Annotated in this window: 25 protein-coding genes and 2 pseudogenes; 4 read left to right on the top strand and 23 right to left on the bottom strand. The window is 50.1% G+C overall.

Features of this window, described 5'->3' with window-relative positions:
* Positions 1 to 179: 179 nt before the first annotated feature.
* Positions 180 to 1,520, bottom strand: coding sequence for a magnesium transporter (gene mgtE / locus EBB54_RS06945; protein ID WP_125126888.1), 1,341 nt, complete (start codon positions 1,518 to 1,520; stop codon positions 180 to 182).
* 216 nt (positions 1,521 to 1,736) lie between these two features.
* On the opposite strand from mgtE, the gene EBB54_RS06940 reads away from it, so the two are divergent.
* The 4 genes and pseudogenes from EBB54_RS06940 to EBB54_RS32190 all read left to right on the top strand — a co-directional run.
* Complete coding sequence (locus EBB54_RS06940) at positions 1,737 to 3,023, top strand: nucleotidyltransferase (protein WP_125126887.1); 1,287 nt, start codon at positions 1,737 to 1,739, stop codon at positions 3,021 to 3,023.
* A 110-nt stretch (positions 3,024 to 3,133) separates the two neighbouring features.
* On the top strand, positions 3,134 to 3,697 hold the full coding sequence (locus EBB54_RS06935) for an RNA polymerase sigma factor (protein WP_125126886.1): 564 nt from the start codon (positions 3,134 to 3,136) through the stop codon (positions 3,695 to 3,697).
* A gap of 10 nt (positions 3,698 to 3,707) precedes the next feature.
* A complete protein-coding gene (locus EBB54_RS06930; protein ID WP_125126885.1) occupies positions 3,708 to 4,967 on the top strand; it encodes a DUF4179 domain-containing protein in 1,260 nt (419 codons plus the stop codon).
* A gap of 28 nt (positions 4,968 to 4,995) precedes the next feature.
* Positions 4,996 to 5,079, top strand: a pseudogene (locus EBB54_RS32190) (nuclease); the annotation flags it as partial.
* A gap of 142 nt (positions 5,080 to 5,221) precedes the next feature.
* Here the strand turns inward: EBB54_RS32190 and EBB54_RS06920 are convergent.
* From EBB54_RS06920 to EBB54_RS06825, 22 genes and pseudogenes are all read right to left on the bottom strand, one after another.
* On the bottom strand, positions 5,222 to 5,473 hold the full coding sequence (locus EBB54_RS06920; RefSeq protein WP_004068746.1) for a hypothetical protein: 252 nt from the start codon (positions 5,471 to 5,473) through the stop codon (positions 5,222 to 5,224).
* 233 nt (positions 5,474 to 5,706) lie between these two features.
* Positions 5,707 to 5,799, bottom strand: a complete 93-nt coding sequence (locus EBB54_RS31870) for a putative holin-like toxin (protein WP_004075933.1) — start codon at positions 5,797 to 5,799, stop codon at positions 5,707 to 5,709.
* Positions 5,800 to 6,043: 244 nt separating this feature from the next.
* Positions 6,044 to 6,433, bottom strand: a complete 390-nt coding sequence (locus EBB54_RS06915) for a cysteine-rich VLP domain-containing protein (RefSeq protein WP_243127574.1) — start codon at positions 6,431 to 6,433, stop codon at positions 6,044 to 6,046.
* Positions 6,434 to 6,539: 106 nt separating this feature from the next.
* The gene (locus tag EBB54_RS30760) at positions 6,540 to 7,145 is read right to left on the bottom strand and encodes a cyclophilin-like fold protein (protein ID WP_205128749.1); all 606 of its coding nucleotides are present in this window, start codon (positions 7,143 to 7,145) and stop codon (positions 6,540 to 6,542) included.
* Complete coding sequence (locus EBB54_RS06910; protein WP_205128748.1) at positions 7,114 to 7,710, bottom strand: flavodoxin; 597 nt, start codon at positions 7,708 to 7,710, stop codon at positions 7,114 to 7,116. The genes EBB54_RS30760 and EBB54_RS06910 overlap by 32 nt, the downstream gene beginning before the upstream one ends.
* A 12-nt stretch (positions 7,711 to 7,722) precedes the next feature.
* On the bottom strand, positions 7,723 to 8,271 hold the full coding sequence (locus EBB54_RS06905) for a carboxymuconolactone decarboxylase family protein (protein ID WP_125126884.1): 549 nt from the start codon (positions 8,269 to 8,271) through the stop codon (positions 7,723 to 7,725).
* Between the two features lie 17 nt (positions 8,272 to 8,288).
* Positions 8,289 to 8,957 (bottom strand): annotated as a pseudogene (locus EBB54_RS06900) (aldo/keto reductase); the annotation flags it as partial.
* A gap of 30 nt (positions 8,958 to 8,987) precedes the next feature.
* Entirely contained in the window at positions 8,988 to 10,466 is a 1,479-nt protein-coding gene (locus EBB54_RS06895; RefSeq protein WP_125126882.1) for a hypothetical protein, read from the bottom strand.
* Positions 10,467 to 10,564: 98 nt separating this feature from the next.
* Complete coding sequence (locus tag EBB54_RS06890) at positions 10,565 to 12,139, bottom strand: recombinase family protein (RefSeq protein WP_125126881.1); 1,575 nt, start codon at positions 12,137 to 12,139, stop codon at positions 10,565 to 10,567.
* Positions 12,140 to 13,828, bottom strand: coding sequence for a recombinase family protein (locus EBB54_RS06885; RefSeq protein WP_125126880.1), 1,689 nt, complete (start codon positions 13,826 to 13,828; stop codon positions 12,140 to 12,142).
* Between the two features lies 1 nt (position 13,829).
* Entirely contained in the window at positions 13,830 to 15,524 is a 1,695-nt protein-coding gene (locus EBB54_RS06880) for a recombinase family protein (protein ID WP_125126879.1), read from the bottom strand.
* 116 nt (positions 15,525 to 15,640) lie between these two features.
* Positions 15,641 to 15,889, bottom strand: a complete 249-nt coding sequence (locus EBB54_RS06875; RefSeq protein WP_125126878.1) for a DUF6870 family protein — start codon at positions 15,887 to 15,889, stop codon at positions 15,641 to 15,643.
* A 168-nt stretch (positions 15,890 to 16,057) separates the two neighbouring features.
* Positions 16,058 to 17,656 (bottom strand): N-acetylmuramoyl-L-alanine amidase, encoded by a 1,599-nt coding sequence (locus EBB54_RS06870; RefSeq protein ID WP_125126877.1) that lies wholly within the window; start codon positions 17,654 to 17,656, stop codon positions 16,058 to 16,060.
* A 167-nt stretch (positions 17,657 to 17,823) separates the two neighbouring features.
* A complete protein-coding gene (locus tag EBB54_RS06865) occupies positions 17,824 to 18,231 on the bottom strand; it encodes a phage holin family protein (RefSeq protein ID WP_125126876.1) in 408 nt (135 codons plus the stop codon).
* Between the two features lie 209 nt (positions 18,232 to 18,440).
* On the bottom strand, positions 18,441 to 19,847 hold the full coding sequence (locus tag EBB54_RS06860) for a hypothetical protein (protein ID WP_125126875.1): 1,407 nt from the start codon (positions 19,845 to 19,847) through the stop codon (positions 18,441 to 18,443).
* A 16-nt stretch (positions 19,848 to 19,863) separates the two neighbouring features.
* On the bottom strand, positions 19,864 to 21,819 hold the full coding sequence (locus EBB54_RS06855; RefSeq protein ID WP_125126874.1) for a hypothetical protein: 1,956 nt from the start codon (positions 21,817 to 21,819) through the stop codon (positions 19,864 to 19,866).
* Positions 21,820 to 21,952: 133 nt separating this feature from the next.
* Entirely contained in the window at positions 21,953 to 22,480 is a 528-nt protein-coding gene (locus EBB54_RS06850; protein WP_154677778.1) for a nitroreductase, read from the bottom strand.
* A 3-nt stretch (positions 22,481 to 22,483) separates the two neighbouring features.
* Positions 22,484 to 22,879, bottom strand: coding sequence for a TIGR04076 family protein (locus EBB54_RS06845; RefSeq protein ID WP_125126873.1), 396 nt, complete (start codon positions 22,877 to 22,879; stop codon positions 22,484 to 22,486).
* Between the two features lie 149 nt (positions 22,880 to 23,028).
* The gene (locus tag EBB54_RS06840; protein ID WP_125126872.1) at positions 23,029 to 23,688 is read right to left on the bottom strand and encodes a nitroreductase family protein; all 660 of its coding nucleotides are present in this window, start codon (positions 23,686 to 23,688) and stop codon (positions 23,029 to 23,031) included.
* A 2-nt stretch (positions 23,689 to 23,690) separates the two neighbouring features.
* The gene (locus EBB54_RS06835) at positions 23,691 to 24,128 is read right to left on the bottom strand and encodes a MarR family winged helix-turn-helix transcriptional regulator (protein WP_125126871.1); all 438 of its coding nucleotides are present in this window, start codon (positions 24,126 to 24,128) and stop codon (positions 23,691 to 23,693) included.
* Positions 24,129 to 24,141: 13 nt separating this feature from the next.
* Positions 24,142 to 25,362, bottom strand: coding sequence for an alpha/beta hydrolase family protein (locus EBB54_RS06830; RefSeq protein WP_205128747.1), 1,221 nt, complete (start codon positions 25,360 to 25,362; stop codon positions 24,142 to 24,144).
* A 203-nt stretch (positions 25,363 to 25,565) separates the two neighbouring features.
* A complete protein-coding gene (locus EBB54_RS06825) occupies positions 25,566 to 25,928 on the bottom strand; it encodes a hypothetical protein (protein ID WP_125126870.1) in 363 nt (120 codons plus the stop codon).
* Position 25,929 lies beyond the last annotated feature (1 nt).

Raw genomic sequence — 25,929 nt, 5'->3', positions numbered from 1 at the left:
CAGTGCGAAAAAGAACAGGAAAGAGGCTGCGTCGTGCTCGCACGTAAGCAGAATCTTTCCTGTTCTTTTTCATAGGGCGCATGCCCGTGAGCGAGATGAAGCGCAGCGTAATCGAGCTGCACTGCGGACGGAATCACTATAATCCTACTCCCTAGGTCAATTGAAACCATCTCCCCCATTCACCCTCCCAACCGGAAAAACGCCGTTATAATCGTAAAGTACATCAATATCGTACACGTATCCATAATCGTGGAAATCAGCGGAGCCGCCATGATCGCCGGGTCCACCCCGATCTTCTTCGCCAGAAGCGGCAGCGTGCACCCAATACATTTTGCCATGACGATCACCGCGATCATGGTCACCCCCAGCGCAAAGGCCAGCATGATATCCTGGTTATACATCAGGTAGATCCGAATCCCGTTGACTGCTGCCAGAAGAAGCCCTACCACAAGCGCCACGCGGATTTCCTTAAAGATCACCCGGAGGAAATCCCGGAACTCGATCTCTCCCACCGCCAGCCCGCGGATCACCATGGTGGAACTCTGGGAGCCGCAGTTTCCGCTGGTTCCCATGAGCATGGGAATAAACGTGATCAGCACCGGCATCACCGACATAGCCTCCTCATAATGCCGCAGGATCTCTCCGGTCACGGTGGCCGAGAGCATCAGGAGCATGAGCCACAGAGTACGGTTCTTCGCGTGCCGGAATACGGAGGTTCCGAAATAAGAATCCTCATTGGGGCTGACACCGGCCATGATGCTGATATCTTCCGTTGTCTCGTCCTGCAGGACATACATAGCGTCGTCAACCGTTACGATCCCCACCAGGCAGTTCTCATGGTCGATGATCGGCATCGCCACCAGGCCGTACTTCCGGATGGAAGAAGCCACCTCCTCCTGGTCGTCCAGAGTCTTTGCGCAGAGCACATTTTCATCCATGATCTCCTCAATCAGCCTGGCCTCCCCTGCTGTCAGCAAGTCCTTCACATCCACCACGCCGATGAGACGCTTCTTTTCCGTCACATAACAAGTGTAAATCGTCTCCTTGTTGATCCCCACCTGACGGATCTTTAAGATGGCCTCCTCCACCGTCATCTCCCTGCGCAGGCTGACGTAGTCTATATTCATGATGCTTCCCGCGCTGTCCTCAGGGTACTGGAGCAGGGCGTTGATCTTTTTTCTCGTATCCTCGTCCGTCACCATCAGCAGACGGTCCACCACATTGGCCGGCATCTCTTCCAGCACGTCTACCGTATCGTCCACATACATCTCGTCCATGACCTCTTCCAGCTCGGAGTCCGTCAGCGTATTGATCAGGTATTCGCGCATGTCGCTGTTCATATCCGTAAATACATCCGCCGCCTCTTCCTTTGCCAGAAGCCGGAAGATCAGGATCATCTGCTTCTTGCTGATATCTTCAAGCATTTCCGCAATGTCCACTGGATGCACGGTTTCCAACAGTTCTTTCAGTTCTTTAAATTTTCTTTCCTCAAGCAATGCGAGTATCTGTTCTTTGATCATCCCATGCACCCTCTTTCCTGTAAATAAATTGCCTCCCTCACAAAAAATCATGAACCAAAGAACCTGATATAGTAAGTAAATTCGAGCAATTTCCGGCTAAAGCAATCTATTTTTTCACAATACAATGTTTTTTTCTACATTTTGTACTTATTGAACTACTAATGTTCAATAAGATATAGTATAATGGTTCTCAAAAGGATATACAAGGAGTTTCTCATGAAAATTGTCGGTTTGATCACAGAATACAATCCATTTCACAATGGGCACCAATACCATATACAGGCTGCGAAGGAGGTCACCGGGGCAGATATTGCGGTGGTCATCATGAGCGGGGACTACGTACAGCGGGGCACCGCCGCCATCATGCCCAAGCGGCTGCGGGCCGAGATGGCGTTGAAATGCGGCGCCGCAGCCGTGTTTGAGCTGCCCGTCTGCTACGCCACCGGAAGCGCCGAATTATTTGCCTATGGGGCGGTTTCCTTTCTCGACCAGCTTGGGATCGTGGATTCCCTCTGCTTCGGAAGCGAATGCGGCGACCTGGAAGGAATGGAAACCGCGGCAGACATCCTTCTGGAAGAACCTGAAGCATACCAGACCCGTTTAAAGGACTGCCTAAAGCAGGGCATGTCTTTTCCTTCCGCGCGGGAGGAGGCCCTTACCGCCTGCATGGAAACGGAACCATATTCGATTCTGCTCCGCGACCCCAACAACATCCTGGGCGTCGAATACCTGAAAGCACTGAAAAAGCGCGGCAGCAAAATCCGTCCTTACACCATCCGCCGCAAAGGCTCCCACTACCACGACCAGGATCTCAAATCCCCTTTCGGCTCCGCTTCCGCCATCCGCTCCCTGCTGGCCTATTCCGGTTGTGCGCTGAGCGGGGTATCCTCCGCGCACACCTTTGAAAACACGCCCTTCGTAAATATTCTGGGCGAGCTGGAGGAGCAGGTTCCCCAAAGCTGCCTGGAGCTTTTAAAGGATTACCACAGGGTCAAATATCCGATTTATCAGAATGATTTTTCCCTGATCCTAAAATACAAGCTGCTGAACAAACGGCCCGAGACCCTTCCGCGCTATATGGACGTGTCCAGGGACCTGGCAAACCGAATCTGCGGGCAGCTGAATGATTATTTTAATTATAAGCAGTTCTGTGAACTTGTAAAAACAAGGGACGTGACCCAGACCCGGATCAACCGCGCCCTGCTCCATATCATGCTGGGCATCAAGAAAACGGCGGTCAATGAATATCTGGAAAACGGCCCCCACTTTTATGCCCGCCTTCTCGGATTCCGCCGGGACTGCGAAAAGGTCGTCTCGGCCATTGCCAAAAAGAGCCCTCTGCCGCTGCTCACCAGGCCCTACGATGACCAGGGAATCGAGCCTGCGGGCAGAAAAATGCTGACCCATGACATCCTTGCCTCCAACCTTTACACCTCCGTTGTCACAGACAAGTATAAGACGGCATTTGAAAATGAATATAACCAGGGGATTCTAAAAATCTGACGCATCCAATTTTCTTTTTTTTGTGAAACCTTTTTCCGGTTTTTTTTATCTAATAACTATCAATCGGTTGAGAGATATAGAAAAACGTACCAAAGAAAGGAAGTGTTTGTGTGGCAAATCTGGTAAAACACGTCAAACTTGCCCAGGCCGGCGACAGCGATGCCTTCGTGGAACTGATCGGCCAAAACCGGCAGACCCTGTATAAAACAGCAATGGCGATCCTGAAAAATGAAGCAGATGCGGTGGACGCCGTCCAGGACACGGTGCTGAGATGCTATGAAAACCTGCGGTCGCTGAGAGATCCCAGGTACTTTAAAACCTGGCTCACCAGAATCCTGATCAATCAGTGCAACCGCATTTTGCGGGGACGCAAGAATCTGGTTCCCCTTCATGAGCATCCCGAGCTGGAATATCAGAATCCTGATACCTCTATCCAGGAGTTTTTGGAGCTTCTGAATCTCCTGAAAGAACCTTACCGGATCGTATTATATCTTTATTATGTAGAGGAATTTACTATCCGGGAGATCGCAGCCATACTGGATATGAAGGAAAACACGGTAAAAACAAGGCTTTCCAGAGGACGCCGCTGTTTTAAAAAGCTCTACCTCAAAGAGAGCTGCGCGTCCCCGAATCCTGCCGCTTATTGTCCCGCAAACCCTGGCAGCAAAAAGTGAGGTGTAAAGAATGAACAGATCTGAACAAAACTATTTTCATAAACTAAAAAAAGAGGTGGCCATCCCCCAGGCGATGGACGACCGCCTGGAAGACATATATGCGCAGATCCGAAACGGACAGATCCTGATAAAAGCCCCTGATCCGAATATGCAGCGCCGCCCTGCCTCCCGCAGGGAGGATACACACGAAGGGACTTCGGAAAGCTGCTTTTCTGTCAACCGAAGGTTTTCGAAAAACGCTGTCTGGAAATGGACCGCAGCCGCAGCCCTATGTATGATTTTTCTCCTGTCCGGGCTCTGCTTTGCAAATCCTGCCTTCGCAAAAGACCTTCCCATCCTGGGAGATGTATTTGAACGACTGCTGGAAAACAGGGCAAACAGCCTCATCGGGCACAAGGACCAGACTGCCCTCGAAAGCATCGCAGAGCATTCCGCGCCTGTGGACGAGGCGCCGGCCGCGCCGGAAAATGAAGCCAGCGTGACGAACCGCGCGGAGGATGCCGGAATTGTGATGACGGTTTCCGATGCGTACTGCGACGGATATGACCTTTATTACACATTTTCCGTTCAGGCAGAAGATGCAGAGATGAACCAGGCCGATTACCTGCTCATGCTGCGGTATGAGGAAGGCGATCCTTTCCCCTACGGAAGCATCCATGGATCGGTCAACGGGTACGAGACGGAGGTCACACTCCAGGGCAGCGAAAAGTCCGGGGACGGCGCGTTTGTATCTCTGGCCCGCGTAAGCTCTGCAGAGCTTACCAGAGAAATGCTTGCAGAAGAAATGACTGTGGAGCTGGAGATTGACGGAGTCGGCGCCCATCAAACGGATCTGGTTTCGGATACCATGGCCGGATACAAGACCGTCCGCGGAAACTGGAAGCTTCGGTTTCAGGTTCGCATGGATACTTCCAATAACCGAACCGCTCTGATTGATTCGGAACAAAATGGCTTCCGCGTTCAAAAGGCCGTACAGACTCCCAGCAACACCCATGTGGAATGCACCGTCCCGGAAGAATGGGCCGAAAAAGGTCTGGTTTTCATATTAACAGACGACGGCGGAAACCGAACCCATGTAGAATTTACGCGGTACAGCCGCCAGGACGACGGCAGCTCCCTCTATGATATTTCTTTTTACCGGTCTGAGGCAGACCATCTGACCTTACAGGTCTACGACAAAAACGGAACCGCCCAAGGCCAGGGGGATATCCCGCTGCCTCTTCTGGCGGAGATTCCTTTGGATATGACCGCAGGAGCGGTATCTGACTGAAATCCGGAGTGTAAAGGCGCTGCCTTAACTGTATGTAAACAGCGCTTATCGTGGAGATACACCAATCTGGAAACTCATGCATGATTTTTCATGTACGAATGCGGCAGATATGCCTTGTGAAACAGCCGTATGGCCATGATGGGGTGCCCTTGGGTATGCATTATGAAACAGTCCGGTAAAAATCCAGGGCCTTGAAAAAGCCTAAATTTTTACCGGACTGTTTTTTCTTACCTATCAGGGGGATAAAACGGAATTTATCCCTTTAATCCCCTTGCCTGTCTGTCCATATCCTCCACAACAATATCATAAATTTCCCCGATGGATGCACAATACTCCAATACTTTCCACGGCTCATTCGTATGGAAATGGATTTTTATTAACTCCTCGTCGCCAACCGCTAACAGACAGTCTCCGTTAAAATGTGCAGTAAAGTATTCACTGATTGCATCTTCATCCAGATTTTCTCCTTCTATCAGTAGCTGCGTATCATATCGAAATTCCAGCATAGTGTCTCACCTCCCCTTTCCATAATTCGAATCAAAATAAAGTCACATCGATTCACCTGACTCAACTTCTCCCTCATATATTTCAATATTAAACATATTGAACTAAATATTTACAAGTGAACTAAAAAATGTTATAATCATAGACATAAAAAGAGCAACCACCCACAAAGTGGTTAGCCTCATAAGTAAGTTATAAGCCTATCTGAATCGGCCAAGAAACAAGGTAGGCTTATTTATTTTCGCTTGTTCTTCCTATCTATGTAGGCAAGCAGCGCAATTAAAAATGTTGCGAACAGCATTAAATCCTGAAACGTAAACATTTCCATCCACACCACCTCCCCTCTTTTTCAAGTGTAGGGAGGCTTTCCACCTTGTAACACGATCACTCCTTGGTAAGATTCTACCATATATATTCCCTTCTGACAACTCATATAGCGTCCATATATCCATGAAAAAAAGGATATCTATTTAGGTTCAATAAGTGTTATGGACAGTTAAAAATCTGATTTCGGGAGGCATAAGGGATTTATCCCTCATACCCTCTGACCGCTGTCTGCAGAGCCTGTATCATCAACTCTTTTTTGATTCTAATTGTCCACACAAGAGCCTTCTTTTTCTTCCACTTTCTGTTTTCTGCCTGCGGTGGATTTTTGAAGCACAGGGCTTACAGTATTTTGCCCGGTTGGAACCGGGAAGGAATGGCTGCCCGCAGACATCACAGCATTTCATACTGGCCCGATACAGCAGTTCTGTTTCCAACGGCCTATCCAATGGAAGGACGGCAATACGGAACCATTTGCAGATCAGCGAATAGGAAATACTCTGGACACAGACGCATCCTTCCCCACTGTCCAGTGCGATACAGCTCCCGTTGTCATAGTTGCAGCATTCATGCACCAGCTTTCTTGCCTTACGGTATTGTGAGTAGGTCATGGTTGGTATTTTATTTTGGATAGGCATATCTCCTTTCTGCAATCTTCTAAAGCAAAAGGTCAATCCACACAAGGCAGATTGACCTTTTCGGAGCAAGTGACACGCTTACCTTGTACGAAAAAAACATATATGTTTAATCCACTCTTTCAAGTGTCACTCGGAAATCCTCGTCTATTTCTGAGATAACATCCATTCCAGAATCAATATATCCCAACATAATCAAGCTATCCGAATACCGGAAATCCTGATAAAAAATTGAAAGGTTTCCCCACAGAGCATAGAGGCACAAATCACCTACATCTGGATCACAGCCATCCGGTTCACCCTCCGTCGGCAATTCCTGCGAAAGATAACTGATTTTTTCAATACCATTGAAATCCTCAAAGTTCAAGTCCAGTGGGAGCATATCATATAAAGCATTTGCAGCAGGTGTATCATAAAGAGTACTCGAAATCTTCTGACCGTCTACAATCATTCTTAATTTCCGCTCTTTCACACTTTCTGAATTGGTTTCTGCAACAACAAAGCCGAGATTATCCAGCCACTCGTTGATTGCCGTTTCTGCCGAAGTAATGTCTGCTCTATAAACACCAATCGGCTCCAATACTTCCGCTGAATCAGGGAGGGCCGCCGTAGTATCCCTGACGCTGGCTGCAAGCCCTCCGGTTCCATGCGCACAGAACGGTACAACAATTTTACCCGACAAATCATATTCTTCTATAAAAGAAAAGACTGCCATTGGAGCAGTATACCACCAGTTTAGGGAATCCAAGAAAAACCACATCGTAATCATCCATATTATCAATATGATTCACCAGCTGCGGGCGGGCATTTTCTGCCTTTTCATCCGCAGCCCGGTCAAGACATTCATCATAATCACTGGAATATGGTTCTGTTACTGTAATGGAGAATAAATCCCCTCCTACCCGCTGCCAAATCCACTCTGCCATCTGTGCGGTATTTCCGGGCGGAAGCACACTGGCGGATGTCGTTGCATCCACTCCATCATAATCTGCCGAATCACCGACAGAATCATAATGGGAAAGGGCAGACTGAACCGCTGTGTCCTTATCCTCTACATTCGTATTATCCGCCCATGTAAAATAAGCAATCAATATGTTACTTCCGGTATATGATTCCGTTTTCGCTATGTTTTCGGATATTTCCTGAGCGCTTTCCTCTGATAATGCCTCCTGTGTATCTTTCAGCCCGCCGCCTGCAGATTCCTCCACTTTACCCGTACCGCAGGCGGACAAGGCAAACAGCGTACTACATAGGAGAAGTATTGAAACTGCTTTCCTCATACCAATCCTCCATTATTTTTCTGCTGTTACTTCATTTATACAGGAAATCGCATTTAATGTCCTCGGAAATCCAATAAACGGCAGGCATTGGGTAATTGCTTCAATCAGCATTTCACGGGTATTGCCCACGCTTAAGTTTGCGCCCGCATGAGCCTTCGCCTGCGGCTCACAGCCGCCGAGACAGCAAATCGCACAGAATGTAACCAGCTCCCGCATTTTCAAATCCAAAGTTCCTCTTGTATAGAAAGCGCATTTTACCTTTTCCACGCCAATATAAGGGGCGCACTGATACAGCGTTTCTTTGATTTCTTCCGGCGCTGCTCCCATGTCCAGCGCCGCCAGCACATATTTTGAAAGTGGTTTCCATGTCTGGCTGGCCGTCAAAGCTGTAAGCATAACAAGCGCCCGCTGTACATTCGACAATGTACCATGAACGAGGACATCACCGCAAAGAAATTTCCTGACAATCTCCTCAAATTCAGGATCATATTGCTGATCGGAAAAATAAGGACCTCCGAACCAGTCCTGATGATTCTTTTCCGCAATATTTAATCGTTCCATTCCAACGCCTCCCGCAGTCAAATTTTCTGGTTCCCTGCAGACCACACATGACTTTCCTTTGCAGTATCCTGTGTATTCTGCGCCATCACGCCCACCAGTTTGTGAGGTATATAAAGTTCCTCCAAATAGAAAATTTCTTCTTCCGATAATTTAAGCTCCACCGCCTTTGCCGCGCCCTCCACATGATGAAGTTTCGTTGCGCCGACTATCGGCGAGGTTGCTTTTGCCATAAGCCATGCAAGAGAAATCTCCGTCATAGAAACGCCTCTTTTCTCTGCAAGGAGCGCAACCCTGCTGATAATTGCGCCGTCCTGCTCTGCGGTAGCGTCATATTTCAGCCTTGCATAGCTGTCCTCCTGCATACGCTTTGAAGTTTCGCCGGGATATTTCGCAAGTCTGCCTCCTGCCAGTGCGCTGTAAGGTGTCATGGCAATCTGATCTTCACAACAGAGCTTTGCCATTTCCCGTTCTTCTTCCCGGAAAATGAGATTGTAATGATTCTGTACGGATATAAATTTTGCGAACCCTTCTTTTTCCGCCAGCGCATTTGCTCTGACAAGCTGGTAAGCATAACAGTTGGAAATGCCGATATAGCGGGCTTTTCCCGCCTTCACTACATGATCCAGTCCCTCCATGATGTCATAAAGAGGTGTTTCATAGTCCCACATATGATAGATATATAAATCTGCCCGTGTCAAGTAAGGAACAAAAATTTTTTAATCTTCTTCATCATAATATTTTAGTTCTTTATTTACCATGTAATTATCAAATTTTGCAAACGTTGTATCACCATAAAGCATTGCTCCTTCTGTCAAATTTACAGATGGCTGATAACTTGCATTTTGTCTATAATATATATCATAAATATAAGATCCCCCCTCGCATTTAGCATAAGATTCTTTTGCCTGTTCCGAATAGATTTCTGGTTTTGATATTTTAAAACATCTTGATACAGTTCCATAACCTTGATCTAAATGTTCCTCATAAATAGGAATTGCAATATTTACACCTATTTGAAGTTGCAAATCATGTTCCACATGTTTTGATAAATATGCAACTCCGTCAATACCAAATTTCTTTAAACTACGCATAACTAACTCTGGTATAATATATTCCACTTTATCTTCATGTGAATCCAAATATTTGTACGATGTGGCCATTACTAAGGGCCAAAAAGAAATCATTTTATCTTGAAGTTCTTTTCTCCTTATATTCTCCTTGTCAATTGGCGCATTATAAAATCCATTAACCATCTCTTCTATAATCACTAAATTTAATATACGTAACATTTCGCCACGCTCATTAGGAACAAATGCAGAAACATAGAAATCTTTTTTAGGTTTTCCCAACTCAAGCCAGCTTGTATAACTTGTAGTAGATAAATATAATGCAGGCATTCCTTCACATGTAAATCTCTGCCTTGGTATTTTCTCATATTTTTTGTAAGGGCGATGTAACATTTCCTTCCGCTGACATAGTACTTGTTTGGATATTCTACCTCGATATAATGTAACAGGATGTTGCTCCATTTCTGAATAATCAAATCTTTCCATTTTTAATTCATCATAACCTGCAATCTGTTTAATTCCATATGCCTTTTTCAATTCAGTAACAAAAAAATCGTCATCAGCATATCTTTCCAGTAACAATTCTATCTGTTCTGTTGCCTTCTTAATATTTCCTTTTTGATACATATGCCAAGCAGATTTAATATATCGTATATTTCTATTTATTTCATTCAGTAATTGCGAATCAGCATTAAAAGCAATTTTATTTTTAAAGTACTGTTCATATGCATCTAAACGTTCCCACAAATTATTTTTAATGTCAACATCACCTGTACATTTTGTTATTGATGGAAATCCATTAACATTTCGATCATTCTTTTCATAATCAAATTCTATTATATTTTTTAAATCCTCTGGTAACTCATTATGTAGCATTTTTGATATATCATCGCATATCTTATCCATAGCATTCATATAATCTTCATTTTCGATCATCTTTTTCCTCAACAAAAAATATTCTTCTTCAGAAATGATAATAAGGTTTTCTTGCATGTTTTTATCTTTCATTAGCATTTCTACAAGCACAGAATATGGTCTAACTATCATTCTACTATTATAATTTTTATCAAATTCAAACAACGCATCACCAGTTTTTTTATTTACCAATACACATGCCTTATCTTCCATTATTAATCTTTCCTTTCTGCATTAATTATTTTAAGCCACAGACATTACCTGCCCATGGCTCAATTTTATCACTACTTTCCCCAAATTGAAACTATCTTTCAAGCAGAGTTTTCATTCCTAAACGGATTCCCCACCTTCCACACAATCTCCACGGCATCCTCCCCATAAACAATCACTTTCTCAATCAGCCCCTTCAACCTATCCTTATCAAAAATCTCCAGCTCGGAAAGACCGTTCAGCTCCTCGTCCGGTATTTCCTCCGAACCGGAAACCTCCTGCATCCGTTCAAACTCCGCCTGCGCCTCACGCCTGATCCGCTCCAATTCTTCCACCCGCGCCCTTCCTTCTTCAATCAGCGCCATATATTCCTCCCGGCTAACCTCCCCGGCCTTATACCGCTCATACAGACGCATTTTCGTCCCCTTCCACTGCGCCAGCTCCTTTGTACTGTCAGCAACCACCGCTTCAAGCTCCGATGCCTCATTACCTTTCCGTGCCTCCCTGCGGATATCCCTATCTTCCATCAGCATACCCGCCATCACCTTCACCTGCTCCAGCACCGCATCCTCAATCTCTTTCCTACTGACCTCCACCCTCTGGCAGTCATTCTCCAACTCCTGCGTCCGGCTCCTGCAAAGGTACTTTTCCTTCTTCCTGTCGGAAAACCGCAGCCCCTTCCCGCAGTATCCGCAGACAAAGAACAGATTCCTCCTGCCCGTCTTCCGCCCGCTCACGTCAAGCCCCGCCAGGTTGTCATTCGCCCTCTTAAAAACCTCCTGGGAGACAAGCGCCTCATGCTGCCCTTCTATCACAATCCACTTCTCCCTGGGCTGCTCCACTCGTTTCTTATCGGTATCCATCCCGCACTTGGCACGGTTCCAGAACAGCGTCCCCAGATAAGTCTCATTTGTGACGATATCCCTGACCGCACTGTTATCCCATTTCTTTATCTTCACATGGGGCTGTTTGTCCGGGAAATTATCGCCTTTCAGTTTATGATACATATACCTTGTGGGAATCCCCTCTTCATTCAGCCGCCTTGCAATCTCCGAATGGCTGATCCCCTCTGCCGCCATATGAAAGACCTTACGGACCACCCACGCCGCATCTTCATCAACCAGAAGCTCATGCTTATCCTCCGGGTTCTTCCGATACCCATACGGCGCAAACTGCCCGACAAACTCCCCGTTCCTCACCCTCGTATCCCTGGCTGACCGCACCTTCTTTGACAAGTCCGCGCTGTACATCCCATACACCAGGTTCTTCAACGCAACGCTCATACCGCCGGTAGCCCCGAACTTATCGGCACTGTCGTAACCGTCATTCACGGACACAAAACGCACCTGCAGGATAGGGAAGATATATTCCAGGAACCGCCCCACCTCCAGATAATCCCTGCCGAACCGTGAGAAATCCTTTACAACGATCATATGGATATCCCCGCTCTTTGCCGCCTCAATCAACGCCTGCACTCCCGGCCTGCGGAAATCAACGCCAGAATACCCGTCATCACAAAACTCCGTGATACCGTACTCCCGCCCCCGCATCAGTTCCTCCGTATGCCTTGTCAGAAGCGCCCTCTGCGCCGAAATGCTGTCGCTCTCTTCGCCCTTCCCTTTATTACGATCCTCATTGGAAAGCCGGAGATATATGGCAACCATAATCCTGCCCATTTATAACGCCTCCCTCTCTGCCCCAAGGCTTAACAGCCTGTCCAGCGCATCGTCATATTTCAGATGTATCTCAACACCCGCATCCTCATGTACCTCCACCTTATCAACAAACGCCTGTACCATTTCCCCCGTCAGCCTGTCTTCATTCAGATACCTGTCCACCACAGCCTTCCAGCCGCTGTCAACGCAGTATCCGCCGGAATATTCCTCCTGCGCTTTCAGCATCTCTTCCAGCCTTACAGACAGCTCCTTTACTTTCCCGGCATATTTCCCGCTGATCTCCACATACTGCTCTTCATCAATCAGCCCGCTCTTGTAATCCTCAAAAATCCCTGCCTTGACCTCTGACGCCTTTTGCAGCTCCCTCTTTATACGCTCCGCCTCTTTCCCGTAAATATCATATCTCTCCATGTTCCGGCCCCTGGTATTGGACTGCCTGACAGCAGCCTGCGTGTCCAGGCAGAGCCTCATATGCTCCCGTATCCTGCCGAACACAGCCGTTTCAACCTCCCCTGCGGATATCTTATGGGATGCACACGCCCCTTTTCCCATGCCCAGATAAGACCTGCACCGGAAAAAACCTTTCTGATGTTTCATGCCTTCCGTCCTGAAACCCATGACCTTCCCACAGTCCGCACATACAATCTTCCCGCCAAACAGATTGAACCGTGCATGGTCAAAACCATTCTCCCCATGGGTCCTTTTGAAATCCTCCGCATTGCTTTTCAACATCTCCTGCGCCCTGCCGAAAACCTCCCTGGAGACCAGCGGCTCATGCGTATCCCGGATAACCACCCACTGCTCTTCCGGCTGCAATACCTTCCCGTACTGGCCAAACTTTGAACGCTTCTGTTTATTGTGAACATAATCCCCTGCATAGACCTCACTTTTCAGGATATGCCTTACCGTGGTGCTTTTCCACGGGAGCCTGCCATCTTCCCCGGACATTTTCCCGCTTTTCATCTTTTTATAATCGGCAGGACTCAATACGCTGGATGACAATATCCTGCCTATCTCCTTTATTGAAGTGCCTCCAAGGAACATCTCAAATATCCTCACCACCACGTCCCTTGTCTCCGGGTCCGGTATCAGATGCCTGTTCTCCTTCTGGTATCCATAGGGAACCTTGCCGGAGCAGAACTCCCCGCTGTTCCATTTTGCCCTGTAAGCCGTCCTCATCTTCCTGGACAGATCCTTCACATACATCTCATTGACCATATTTTTCAGCGGCATCACCAGTTCCCCGCCCGGCTTCTCCGAATCATACCCGTCCGTCACCGCAATAAACCTCACGCCGAAAAACGGAAACACCCGCTCAATATAATTCCCCGTCTCCACATAATCCCTGCCCAGCCTGGACAGATCCTTCACAACGATACAGTCAATCACCCCGTCCCTCATGTCCCGCATCATTTCCCCAAATCCCGGACGCTCAAAATTCGTACCCGTGCAGGAGATATCCGCATACTCCTTTGCAACGACCATATCCTCCCGCTCCGCCGCAAACTTCCGCAGAAGCTCCATCTGTGTCTCCACCGTCGCCCGCTCCCGGTTCTCTTCCGTTTCCTCGGAAAGCCTGGCATACAGCCCCGCCTTATAACAGGCCGCCCTCACCGGAGCCGGCACGGCGCCGGCCTCCGGCAAATCGTTCACATTCACAAAATCCACTTTCTTAGACTTCCTCGCCATGCTATACCGCCTCCTTCCACTCAAACCGGACCCTGCCCCGGCTGTCGCAGACCACCTCACAGCCCGCATGTTTCAGCCCCTCCAGGACCTCCTTGTAACAGTCCCCGAAGCTGAAAACCACTTCCACCGTATCCTTATCCACGACCTTCACCCTGTCGATCAGCTCCACCGCCACGTTCCTTGTCAGCCGGTCAATATTCCTATGCTCCGCAAAATAATCCAGCCACCGGTACTTGTCCGTATTGGAAGCAAGAATGTCCTTAATCTCCTGCCTCATCTTCCCCACTGCTTCCTCCGCCATGTCACGCCTCTGCGTATACGCCTCATGCAGCTCCATATAGTCCTCTTTGGAGACAATGCCGTCCTTCATGTCCTCATAGAGCATATTCCGCAGTTCCTTACACCGTAGGACCTCCGCTTCCTTCTGCTCAATCCGCTTCTCCAGCTCCCGGATGTCCAGCTCCTGGAACGGGATTTCAGAGACCTTCTCCATGGCCCGCTTCAAATCAAGGATATTGCCAATCTGCACTTTCAGAAGCTGCAGGACCGCCTCTTCCAACTGCTCCGCCGCGATCCTGTGGCTTGCGCACTCCTTCGTCGCCTTATTCCTGGAACACACATAATACCGGTACTTCCTCTTTCCGGCACACACATTCTTCCTCACCATGGCCGCGCCGCAGTCCGCGCATACCACCATGCCCGCCAGAGGGTACACCTCCGCCTGCTCCGGGGACATCCTCGTATCCATCCCCAGAAGCCTCTGCACAATAGCAAAATCCCGGTCCGAAACCACCGGCTCATGGTTCTTCTCAATCCGCACCCAGTCCTTCTCCGGCTTCACGATGGGCTTCTTCACCTTATGGTTCGGCGTCGTCTGCCTGCCCTGCACCAGATTCCCGATATAACATTCATTTTCCAGAATCCGCCGTACCGTGACCGAACTCCACAGCGCCCGCTCCCCGGTCTTAAAGCCGGTCCGGTAATTGCTCCCGGACGCGCTCTTATATTCCATCGGAGACAGCACCCCCGTCTCATTCAGCCTGCCCGCAATAGCATCCTGGCTCATGCCGTGCAGCTTCATACGGAAAATATCCCTCACAATACCAGCCGCCACCGGGTCAATGACCAGCCGGTTCCGGCACCCCTCGTCCTTCTGATACCCATAAGGCGCAAAAGAACCGATAAACTCCCCGTTCTTCCGCTTCACCTCCAAATGGCTCCGTATCTTCACCGAAATATCCCGGCAGTATGCGTCATTTATCAAATTTTTGAACGGAATGATGATCTCGTCTGACTGGTCCTTCCCCTCCAGGCTGTCGTATCCGTCATTGACGGCGATAAAACGCACTCCCAGAGCCGGGAACAGCCGCTCAATGTACCTGCCGGAATCAATATACTCCCGCCCGAACCTGGACAGGTCCTTGACCACCACGCAGTCCACAACGCCCTTCTTGATATCCTCCATCATCAGCTTGAAAGAAGGCCGCTCAAAACTGGAACCGCTGTACCCGTCGTCCACCCGTTCCGACACCACCACAATATCCTCTTTGTCCTTCAGGAAATTTCTGATAAGCTCTTTCTGATTAGAAATGCTGTTGCTCTCCGCCTTAGACGCACCGGCAACATCGCCATCCTCCTTCGACAGCCGGACATAGATGGCGGCATGATAGATTTTCTTGAATTGTTTGTTTTTCATGTGCTCCCGCTCCTTTCGTTTTCTGCCAGAATCACCTGCAAAATCAAAAAGGCGGATGCACTAACTTGTCCCTAAGACAATCATAGCGCCTCCGCCTAAAAAAATCCACTGTTATTTTAAACATTCCGCAGCATATTTTCAAAAGCCTCTTCAAAAGAGGCCCCGTCCTCCGCAAACCGTACCCTGACCTTCATATCCCCTACCCGTACCGCATAAGGATTCCCCACCGCTTCCAGATAGGCCCTCTTCCTTTCCTCCAAAGACAGGCTCCTGTCAACCTCTACCTCCCGGATATCCACAAGCGCCTCTTTCTCCACGGTCCTCACATCCACACCTTTCAGCGCGTCCAATTCCTTTGCCGTCATAATCCCTTACCTTTCCTTTCCAAAATTCATACCAACGGCATGGTATGTACCGCCGGGGAATCCCCGGCTGACGCGCCGCACAAAGGCCCTCAACAAAAACCCGCCTCCGGCAGCCCCATACATCAGGACAAAAAAGAAGGCATCCCTGCCCCGTCCGCAAAAACGCCCTTACAGCCTCGTAACAAAATCCAGCGAAATCCACCCGTTCCGCTCCCGCTTATATGACTTCAAAAGCCCCCACTTCCCGGCTCCTTTCCCGTCCGCTTCCTCCACGATGGTAAACGTGCCCGCACCCGTAAACAGCCCCGTCCGGGCAAAATCCGTCCCCGGCCCCTTACGGATATTCAGATCCGGGATATCCACCCGCACCAGATAAGAAGACTTCCCCGGCAGCTTCTCCATGAACATCACATACTCCGCATCCGCCGTGATAAAAAGCCCCGATTTCAGCCTGTACCACCGCTTATCCAGGCTGATGCCCGTCACCGTGTAAATCCCCTCATACACCACCCGGTCCACATTGTCCCCCATGCAGGGGGCAGTCCGCACATTTACGCCGTCCCTGCCCTTATAGAACACCTTCACATACCCGGACATGGGCTGTACCGGATTGTCCGGGCTGTCCGCACCGTCCCCGGCGCTCCCGGCCTCCCCGGCAATCTCCTTCAAGATAGACAGAATCTTCTCCCCATACCCGGCCCCCGCAGCCCAGCCTTTCCCCTGGGGATTCTCCCGGATACCCAGCCACTCCACATAAGGCGCACAGCCCCTTACAACATACTTAAAGCGTGGGTCTATATTTTCGTTCACCAGAGCCTCCGTACAGGCATAGGCTTTCAGGTGCTGCACCTGGCACCGTATCCCAAGCTGTGCCGTATCAAAGGACAGCCCTTTCACCCCGTTCCGCATCACACCCATACCCGCAAAATTATTCTGCTCCAGCGTCACCGCCGAACCGGAAAACGTAAAATTCCCCGTCTCCAGGCAGGACTGGGCAAAAGCCACGTCACCCCTCACGCCTTCCGCCTCCCCCTCGGACAGATACAGCGGCACCATATCCAGAACAGCCTGCGCCACAGAGGGATTCTTCCGCTTCACATACTCCCGCATCTGCTCCGCCGTCGCCGCAGCCTTCCCCATAATCCCCGTAAACCCGGAAACACCCGCGCCGGAACCGCCGTTCCCGCCGCTTACGCTCCCGGTTTCAGAACCGTCCATAGCCGCCCGAATGTCTTTCCGAAACTGCCCCATGGACAGCCCAAACCGCTTCCAGATATGCTCCACGTCCCCGTGGTTGCTGGCAATCCCCCTCTTACACCCTTCGGAATGGGAGATTACCACCCCATCCGCCAGAGGGTCCAGCCTATACATCCGGCACAGATAAGCAAACAGCTCCACCGCATACCCATAAGTCGCAAACACATGGTTCTCCGTGTTCCTCCCGTCCCCGGTCTCCACCCAGTCCGAACCGCCCGTATACCGGATCGTGGCAGGCTCTGTCATCTCCACGCCTATATGCGTCCCGTTTGCGTCACCTCCGCAGTGCCATCCCCGGCAGTCCCAGGGCAGGAGCTGGTACACGTCCCCTCCCGGCTCCACAATGGCATGGACACAGGTCCCCGCGTCCGCCTTATCCCAGTTACTGATAAAAGCAGAAGCCTTCGGCTGTGGACACCCCACCGAATGGATCATCAGCCCCTTCACCGCAATCTTCCTCCCCGCCCGGTAACACCCGGACTTCGTTAAATATCTTTGAATCAGCTTCATACAAAACCACTCTCCTTCTCCCGTTCCACACTCGGAAACATTCTCAAAATTCTCCGCACGAAAAAAGGCACCAGCTTTTCACACTGATGCCCTCTCATAAAAATCCCAAACCATATCCCCTGCCACACTCTACTGCACTTAACCGCATTTATCCTCCATACCGTCTCCTATTCCTTCCCCTTTTCCTCCCGCAGCTGCGCCAGAACCCCTTTCAGCTTCTCCGGCACCGGAAGCCCGATCCTGGCCGCATTCTCCAGAATCGAAATCCCCTCATTGGACAGATAAAAGAAAATCACCGCCGTCCGCACCGCGCTCCCGTTCCGGATGATATGCGTATCCAGGATATGCCCCAGAGCCACCAGGCAGAATACCACGATCTTCTTAAAAATCCCTCGAAAGCCCACGCCGCTGGACAGCTTCTTCTCCACCGCCGCGGCCATCAGCCCCGTCACATAATCCACCGCCACAAACACCACCAGGGCATACAGGAAACCATCAAACCCTCCCATGGCCCAGCCCAGGTATCCGCCCATAGCCGCAAACCCGCACTCTATCACACTCACAAACTCCTTCATCTAAAATCCCTCTCTTTCTCTGCTTTTCTATATGGAAAAAGCGGCCCGTTCCCAAAAGCCGCCGCCCTGTTCCCAATCCCATTATCAGAACATCATTCCCTGACATTCCATGCCATTTTCACACATCCCAAACCATTTCCCAGTACCTCATATCATTCTCCCATATCTCAAATCATTTTCAGCACCTCATACCACTTTACCCCCGCCGCTCACGCCCCGGCATCCTCAACCTCCGTCAGCGTATAAGTGATCTTCATAGTCTTATTAGCGTCTTTCACCACCGCCGAAGAAAGATTGTTGATCGTAGCCAGATACGGCGTCAGCAGATACATATGCCGGTACTCATTCCCGTAACTGCCTCCCCACCCCACCAGAAACTGCTTATACTGGAACAGAGGCGTGGCCGCACTCCCCAGCCTCGCGCTCCCCTGGGTATGGATCACCATGTCCTCCACTGTCACCTGAAAATCCCCGCCCACGATCAAATCCCCAACCAGCGTCAGGAACAGCTCGCAGGTTCCCGACTCGCACAAAGGCTTCATCTTAGACGTAAACCCAAACTCAATCAGCGATACGTCCGCCGTATTCGCCACATTGATCTTATAAATCCCCTTCTTGTCATAGGCCGGCACATACAGATACCCTTTCCTCATACAGCACCGGCACTTCCGCTCCGGATAGCTCCCGGTCATGTCCCGCTCCCCCACAGCCATCATCTTCGCATTGGAAAGCGTCCACTCCCCCTCCGTCATGGAATAGTCCGTTTTGGAAACCCTCACCCACAGCACCCTGGCATTCCCCGAAGAATTGCCCTCATTGGAAAACCCGTACCAGTACCCGTCCTGCCCGTCCAGGAACTCCCCGTACTTCGTATAGCTCCCCAGGAACAGAAACGTCTCCACCGGAACCACATGATCCTCCAGCACCGTATAAGTGGAATCGTCCAGCCTCTCATTCAGCCCGATACTGAAAACCGGAACCCTCACCTTCCGCACCCGCACACTGGAATCCTCAAACGTAATGGAATACAGCAGGTCCCTCTCAAAATCCATCTCCGCCGCCTCAAACAACACAATCTGCTTCGCCTTCCCCAAGTCCCCGATATCCAGCTTCTTGATCTGCAGAAAGGCGCTGGCATCCCCCACCAGGCTCCCGTACCCGTTCTGCCCGCCCTGGGCGCTGGTCAGCGCCACCGCCGCAATGGTTCCGTTCCCCTGGCTCGGCGTAAACTCCCACACAAACTTATACCCATTCTCCAAAACCTTGCTCTCCGTCTGGTTCAGGCTCCCCCTGGCCGCATTCGCCGTAGTATTCACGTTGTTGGAAGCATAAGCCACCGGCAGGTTGTCCGACATCTCATAGATATGCCCCGCGTCCTCTTCCAGCGTCTTCGGGAACAGCAGAATCCCCCCTATCATGTTGGGGCAGACCGGCAGCATGGTATCATTCCACGACATCACATCCGCCAGCCGTTCCTCGGAATAGAACACCCCCATGGGATTCATCCCCAGGATATTGTTCACCGCCTCCGTCACCATGTTTTCCTCCGTGACCGTCTCCACGTCCCCCGTGGCCCCATCCGTCAGTTCCAGAACCATTGTCCCTTTCAGCTTCATACGCATCCGCTCCTTCCTATGCCAAATCAATGGGTTTCCCAAATGCCCCGATCAGCGCCTTCCCGATACTGTCCGTATAACTCTTCCGCACCAGCTCCATGGTCTCAATCCCCATCTCCCCGGCAACCCCCTTCATGCCCAGGCCGCCGCCAAAAGCAAAGCGGGAGACATATTCCTCCATCGTAACCGTGCCGTCCCATGCGGCCGCTGCGGCCATGCCCTGCCCGCTGATGGAAGCAATGCACCCGCCGGTCCCAATCTCCCCCGTACCGTTCTCCATCCGCAGATACACATTGAACGTGTTGGTAATGTTCGGCACAAGATTGTCAATGGGATAGTACAGAGACAAAATGTGCTTACCGCTCCCCCAGGTCTCCGCCGGACAGTGCGCCAGAATCTCCGAATCATTAAACTCATAAGTAACATAAGCCACGGCCTTCCCGTCCTCCGTCCAAGTGACCGGAAGCTCCACCTCTACAGTAACATCTTCCGTGCTTCCCCCGATTCCGGAACCGTCCCCTGCACGCCCCTCATCTTCTCTGGTACTGTCCCCGTTTCCGCCAGTTCCAGCCCTCTCCCCAGCCATGCCGCCGTCTGCACCACTTCCGCCGTCACCGGTCCCGACAGCCTCCCCGCTGCCCGCTCCGGCTTCCGCCGCCGGAAACGGAACCACGATACTCCCGGACGCGCTGGCCGTCCTCTCCGCCTGCACCGCCCTCACGTCTACAACCGCCTGCCCGAAAAACTGCACATGGGTCTCTTCCTTCGCCGCAAACTCGATACTGATGATCCGCACATTATCCTCCGCCACCGTATAAGCAGAAGCATTGGTAAACGTATGAATCCCCACCTTCCCGGCCTCAATCTGGTTCAAAAGCCCGGAAATATTCTTATCATTCTTAGACTTCGCCTGGGCCAGCCGCGGGTTCTTCCCCACACATTTCAGGCTCTGCCTCCCTCCGATCCTGCACTGAAAAGACGTGATACAGGTCACCTGCTCCCCGTCCGCCTGCCCTCCCGAAAAAGTCAGCACGTCCCCCAGGTCCAGAGCCGGGTTCCCTATAGTGCTGGAATCAAAAGGCACATAATTCACCACAGACAAATCATTCAGGATATTCTCACACAACTGCCTCCTGGTCTCTTCCAGACCAAACTGCAGGAGCGGGTTCACACCCAGGTTCATGGTCAGCCCGTCGTCCGTATCCAGCGCATAATACTCCGCTGTTTGTGTCCGCAGGTTCGTGGAACTCACCGCCGTATACCTGGTAATAAAATCCGAAAAACTGCTGGAAAACCTGTGCCTCCCCTGCACCTCCATCACCGGCTCCGCCCCGTACTTCCGAAGCTCCAGCCTTCCCCTCCGGTTGATACAGAAAAACCCGCCCAGCACCTGCCCCACAAAAAACAGCACGTCCCGATACGTCCCAATATCATTCTCCGGATAAATGGAAAGCAGCTCCCTCCCGTTGGGCATACCCTCAATCTCCGCCCTCGTATTCTCCATCTCCACGCCGCAGGCCTTACAGCACAGCTCCAGAAAAGCCCAGGCATTCCCCACAGATTCAAACCCGTTAAAACTCTTCTCAAACCGAAGCATGTAGTCATAGGCTTTCAGTTCCAGGCAGTGCAACCTTCGGTTCGCCTCGCTCACCTCAAAAATCCCCATCGGCACTTCCTCAAAACTGCCGTCCGCCACCCGCAGATGGTAGAAAAGCTCCACCTTCGCCCCGTCCAGCGTATACCGGTCAATCTGCGAAAACAGCGTAACGCCCATCTCCGCCGCATACACCGTCCCCAACTCGATCTCCGCGCTCCCGCAGCACTGGGCGGAAACATACCCGCTCCCCTTCACAATATCCTCATACCCGAACGGATACACCGCCCCGCCCTTTGTGGTGATCTTCCCCGTCCAGTAATACCTCCGGGTATTCTCCCGCACCGCCCGCAGGAACGCCTCGCTCACCGGATACATGAAAACACCCCTTTCCACGCAAAAAGCACCAGCCATTCCTGACTGATGCCCATTGATACTGCTATTCCCGAAACATCTTTGCTTTTTATATTGCCAGCAGAATCTATTCCCGCCAAAACCCAAATCCAGCAGGTCATTCAACCCAAAAAACTCTGCCATCCTTACGCTCTGCGGCTTTGGGAATCTCCCCGTCTATATAGCCAACCGCACAATGGCCTATACCTTCCCACTCGCCCTCTACACCAATATCGGAAAGGAACTGCTGCCATTCCCCGGTTTCAAATTCCTCTTTTGCCCTGTGAATCCAAATACTTCCCAGTCCAAGGGAATGCGCCGCCAGCATCATATTCCCCATAACAAGACTCCCGTCATAAACGTGGTTCGCCCAGTTCTTATCCGCAAGCACAATCAAAACCGCCGGTGCGCCATAAAACGGATCAAATCCTTCTTTCCAGCCTCCAATCCTACAGTTAACAGCAGAAAGTCTATCCCTGACTTCCTTATCAGTAACTGCAACCGTTATGACCGCCTGTTTCCCCATTCCATTGGCAGCATAAAGCCCTGCTTCAATAATCTGCTCCAAATCCTTCCTAACCGGCATCTCCGGCTTGAACCTGCGGATGCTCCTGCGTTCCTCCATTGCCTGAATGATCTCATTCACTGCTTATCCCTCCATATCCATTCTCTCAATTTTAAAGATGACCGGCCTTGTTCCGTCCGAACAGCAGGCTATCATTTCATTCTCCTTTTTCATCCAGCCTTTCATGATCGAACCGCCCTGCAGCCCTGCATAAATGTACCGCGCAATAGCGTCCCACGCCTCTGAACAATGCGGCATCTTCGGCCCGCCTGCCACAGTATCAGGGTCAGCATCCGTCTTCACAAGCGTATTCAGTCCGCCATGCCAGAAATGGTCATTTTCCTCATCCCTCTCGAAGATAAATTCATCACCCACATTGTAGCAGGGACATGCGCCGGAATTGGGGTCAGCACAATACTTTTCCTGCAATTCAGGATACAGCTTTTTATCAATCACCGTCACCTTAACTTTATATTTCATAATGCACCTCCGTAAATATAAACCTTTCCCTCATTATACGGCATATCCCACAAAAAATCATCCATTATCTGCTCCCGGGATTCTTTCCAGGGATTCTTTCAATGCATAACAGAAATTTCCCTCGATAAAAGTACCCTTACGTTTACAATCTACACCCATTCAAAATTTTCTTTCCCTGCGCCAAGCTCAAAGTGGTATTTCACCAGACCGGTATCGACACCGGAAAAAATGCCATTTTCACATTGGATGGACACTTTCTTTCCCGAACCTTTTATCATAAACGCCTGTTTTGCCAGTGCTGTCGGCGCCAGAAGCGCGGCATCGATCCCCCGCCTGAACCATTCGGGTTCTTCCCCGCTGTAACTTCCTACCTGCTCCGGCTTTTTGGTCTTATGGGGAACTCCCTGCGTCTGCCCATATCCCACAGCAACCACACCAACTACTCTGTTGCCATGAGAGATCTCTGCCATCCGCTTTCTGCTAAACGTGCCTCCTACCCACCATGTATTCAATCCCAGTATCTGCGCGTACAGCATCAGCCCAGCCCCACAGTATCCAAGCCGTTCGTCCAGATCTGGGGCATCCTTCCCGGCCATGATAAAAAAATTCCGAACCCCTTTCGCCAATACCAGCTTTATGACTGCATGGAACGCACTGCTGTCTTCTGTTTTCAGTTCCACGGACAGACCATAGGAGCGGTTCATTCTGCCAATGTACCCATCCAGCTCCTTCACAATCTCTGCCGAAAGCGGCCGGTCCGTGTACCTGCGTACCATATGCCGCTGACGCATAGCCTCTTTGAAATCCATTTTTATCCCTCCTCCAGATTCTGATTGATCCTCCTGATTAGTCTGACCATAAACGAAACGGTATCCTCGATCTCCCGCTGTCTCTGCCCATCCAGCAGATCCCCCGCCGCACGGATGTATTTCTCCTGGATGGACTCGGCAAGTTTTTCATAGCTGCGGGCTTTCTCCGTAAGATAGATTCGGCGTTCACGCCCGTCTTCTTTGGACCTTACCCTGTCCACAAACCCTTTTTCCTCCATATTTTTCAGTGTGCGGGTGATGGCGGCCCTGTCCACAAGAAATTCCCTTGCAAGCTCATCCTGCATAATACCATTATTTTGATACAGATACCCGATATACATAAATTCCGTGGCATTGAGCCCCGTACCTACAAGCTCACGGTTTAAGAAAATGTTAAACTGACGGTTCAATATCCCTATGTTCTTTCCAATCGAATACATACGATCTCTCCTGTTACAGATTATCTTCTATCCAGTCAAACAGCCTCTCCGATGCTGACGCATAACATCCCATCTGCGTGTGTGTCTGCCCCATGGTCTCATCATCAAAAAGCATATATTCTTTCGGACAGTTTATGGCATCATAAAACTTTTTCGCCTCTCCCGGATTGATGTCAGCCGAAGCGTCCATGACCAAAGTCCTGCACGTCAGCTTATCAAGGATATCACTATTGTCATATTTTTTAAGCTCCCTGATCACTGCATCTATACTGTTTTCAACACCATGTTTCCACGCATAATCCCTGACAAGCCCATCCACCATGGACGGACGGAGAGCCTTGGGCATCTTCTGTGCCATTTCTAACGCGCCGCCAATGGATTTTCCCCAGCTTATATTTCCGGGATTCGCTATGCACAACTTGATCCTTTTTTCAAAAGCAGCCGCCCTGGGTACAAGATAACCTCCAAAACTGATTCCCATAAGAGCAATCCTGTCCATGTCAACGCCCGGAATCATTGCGGCATAATCCACGATCGGGGACACCACTTTTTCCCAGTCTTTTCTGAATGGTATCTTTTTAAGCCGCAGCGCTGCACCCTGTCCCGGTCCTTCCACTACGATACAGTGTATCCCTCTTTTCAGGGCTTCGTCATACACCCACACCGTATCCTCTCCAAGCGTATCACGGCCAGGAGTAAGGATTATAAGCGGGGCTTTTTCCCCCGCCGCAGGCGAACGGTAAAAATATCCTGATAAAACAGTATTCTCATAAGGAATCTCAATCGCTTCCCCAGGATATCCCGACAGCCCAAGGTATTTCCGGTAACAGGAAATGCTCTCCCTTGTATATTCTTCCATGACCGGATCGTTTACATCAGAAAATGAAGCAAGAGCAAACCTGTAATAAGAAGCGGCCCTCAGATACGCACTTGACGCTGACACTTTCTTACCACGACTCTCTGACCTGGCAGCATTTCTTTTTAACCTTTCCGCCATGCCGCCCCATGCGAGTGCCCAGTCCCTTTCATCCGCACTCTTCATCTGCCCCATTACCTCAAATACCTCCCCGGCATCAGACATTCCATATCTGGATAAACCAAGGATATGCTTGATCAGGGCATCCGTCATCATGTGATCATAAAACTTTAATTCTGACCAATGCTTCCCGGAATAAACATATTTGTCCATGTACATTTTCTTTTTCATCTGTTTCATAGGATTTTCCTTTGCCATGATCCTGACCTCCTCTTATTTAATTGACACGTCAACTATATCACGTATATAATTGATATGTCAACTATTTTAAAATCAATCCGGCAAATTATCCAGTCAGAATTTTCCATTAGACAGAAAGACAGACCTATGATATTTCAGCTCTCAAAATCCCTGATCAGATGCCATACATTATACTGCCTCTCCCGCAATTACCTTCTGTATTAAAACTCCTTTAATGTAAACGACACCTTCCACAGCCCCTTATAGGACGTATCCTTCACCAGCACCGCCTTATATCCCTCAATAAACATCTCCGTCTTTTTCATCTCCAACGTCTCCGCATCAAAATACTCCACCGCTATCTTCTCCTTCTGCTTAAACCCCGTCAGCATTTTCAGCCACTTAGGAGAAACCGAAAAACTCACCGGGATAGACACCACCCCCAGCCTTACCACGTCCCTCTGGGTAGTCCCGGCCTCCGTCTCCCCGCCGGAATCCGCCTCCACGTCATCCATCTGCACCTCATAAGAATCCGGCAGAGGAAGCGGCACCCCGTCAAACACCAGATACTGTACAAACGCCATC

It is taken from the genome of Schaedlerella arabinosiphila, from assembly GCF_003885045.1.
Lineage (GTDB): Bacteria > Bacillota > Clostridia > Lachnospirales > Lachnospiraceae > Schaedlerella > Schaedlerella arabinosiphila.
Note: the sequence above shows the minus strand (reverse complement) of the source record. Positions and strands in the feature narration are given on the sequence as shown.